General features: G+C 31.7%; 3 protein-coding genes and 1 pseudogene. All 4 read right to left on the bottom strand.

The window, feature by feature from the left end:
* Positions 1 to 63: 63 nt before the first annotated feature.
* A pseudogene (locus PG731_RS09240) lies at positions 64 to 348 on the bottom strand (SinI family restriction endonuclease); the annotation flags it as partial.
* 61 nt (positions 349 to 409) lie between these two features.
* Positions 410 to 790, bottom strand: a complete 381-nt coding sequence (locus tag PG731_RS06980) for a hypothetical protein (protein ID WP_270773008.1) — start codon at positions 788 to 790, stop codon at positions 410 to 412.
* A gap of 46 nt (positions 791 to 836) precedes the next feature.
* Complete coding sequence (locus PG731_RS06975; RefSeq protein WP_270773007.1) at positions 837 to 1148, bottom strand: hypothetical protein; 312 nt, start codon at positions 1146 to 1148, stop codon at positions 837 to 839.
* A 34-nt stretch (positions 1149 to 1182) separates the two neighbouring features.
* Positions 1183 to 1725 (bottom strand): hypothetical protein, encoded by a 543-nt coding sequence (locus PG731_RS06970; RefSeq protein WP_270773005.1) that lies wholly within the window; start codon positions 1723 to 1725, stop codon positions 1183 to 1185.
* Positions 1726 to 1841 lie beyond the last annotated feature (116 nt).

Here is a 1841-nt window from a genome sequence, read left to right as displayed (position 1 = left end):
TTTGCGAAAATGTCGTTTCCAAAATGGCAAGCGTGCTGAGCCGTTATACGACCACCAATAGATTTAGCGCAAGCTCATCAGGTACTCTTTCACAAAGTTCTGAAAATCCGCTTCATCAAGCTTTTCGCCATCTGCGTCAACTGGGAATTTTTCCCACCTCGTACTGCCCGTTTTAGACACTGTTCTGTATCACTTTTTGATGTCGGTGCCATTACGGATAGCTGAACTGGACGAGTTTTCTGAATTGTCGCGGTTTTTAATCTGTAGAGACTCCCAGTCAGCTCCAGCTTGTTTGCTTGGACGAATAAAGTCGACAGCTTTTACTACTTCGCCCGCACACCAAACCCAATCATCATCTGTACATTTACTATCAGAACCCGTGAAATTATATCGTAATTATTTTAATACACTATTCAATTACCAGCTCTACATAATCCCCATCTTCCTTATTGTATACATGCTTATTTACGATTCCAAGTAGTTTCTGTATATCTTCCATATTTGAAGCCGAAAATTCCAAATAACAAGTCTCATCACTGGTATAATTCAAATCTTCATAAAAATCCTGAATCGCCACATAAAATTTTTCTAAAACATCTTCCAATGGATATTGGGAAATATTCCTCGGACTATCTCCTTCTCCTAATTCTGGTTCTTGAACAAATTTTAATGAAGTAACAAAGCAATCACTTTTCATAAAATCGTCATACGTTTTATAGATATGTTCTGCTACCTTTTCGTAATCAGCTTTGTTATATTTTTCATGTACGAAAATATCTATATTTTTCATCTCATAGAAACCTATACCTTGCCAAATTCAATAAACTGGGAGTTGACTATATAACAATAGAACAAATATTATTTATAGCATGATCTAAAAGGTCAATATACTTCCAGTATTCAGTCGGAAAGTTTAAAATTTCACTCATATCATTTTGATCAAAGTGGTAAACAATATGCCTCATTACTTGATTTTGAATAAAATATAAATCTCTTAATTCTGCAAGAGTTATACTTTCCAATTTACTAACATAAGCATATAGGTCATAAAAAGACTTCTCGTCAAATCTATCTTCTTCATGTAAAAAATAAAGGAAGCTATAGTTGGTTGCATTTTTATTAGAATAAATTATATTTGGTGTTGACACACTATTCCCTCTACAACTTCTAATTTTTATTTATCTACTTTAGCTTTTTTAGTAATTCTACAAAAGGTACTTTATTTTTAGCTTTTCTAAGCGAAATCAAATCAAAAACAGAATCAACATCTAAATCGAACATTACGGATTCCAAACTAATTGTCATAAAATAATAATCTACAACCTCTTTACTAAACTCATTTTCTAAACTACTCCATAAATTATTCGGTAAAATGCAAAACGCTAAAGTATCATCACCAAGACTTTCAACAAACCATCTTATTTCAAAATCTTCCTTTATGATTTCGTTGAAATACTTTATAGTTGTATCCCTATCCATATTATCCATATAAGGAACAACTATTTCTTTAGCTCTGTATTTTAATTTTATGTCATCACCATATTTTTTATTATTATTTATAAAATCTACTTCTATAAGATTTCCTATTTCACTATTAAAGTAATTGATTACAGATTCGTCTTCTTCTCTCCAATCAATCCAAATTAAATCATTACTTTCCCAAAGGTCATCAATATTATCTGGATATAATAAAAATTTTCTTACGCTTTCATATTTATTATTCATAAAACCTTATCCTCAACAATTTCAAGTTTGTTTCACTCGACAGCCAAATGCCCAAAGTTTGCTAGGGAGGGAAAATCTTTTTCTAGGAAGGAGAAGTTGTCGCTCATTAGTTGTCT

It is taken from the genome of Pauljensenia sp. OF14-1SRA, assembly GCF_027694595.1.
GTDB lineage: Bacteria > Actinomycetota > Actinomycetes > Actinomycetales > Actinomycetaceae > Pauljensenia > Pauljensenia turicensis_B.
The sequence above is the reverse complement of the archived record's forward strand: the minus strand, read 5'-3'. Positions and strand labels throughout refer to the sequence as shown.

Excerpts from the sequence above, each read along its gene's own strand:
- PG731_RS06980 (WP_270773008.1), bottom strand. The coding sequence starts at position 790 with ATGAAAAATATAGATATTTTCGTACATGAAAAATATAACAAAGCTGAT.
- PG731_RS06970 (WP_270773005.1), bottom strand. The coding sequence starts at position 1,725 with ATGAATAATAAATATGAAAGCGTAAGAAAATTTTTATTATATCCAGAT.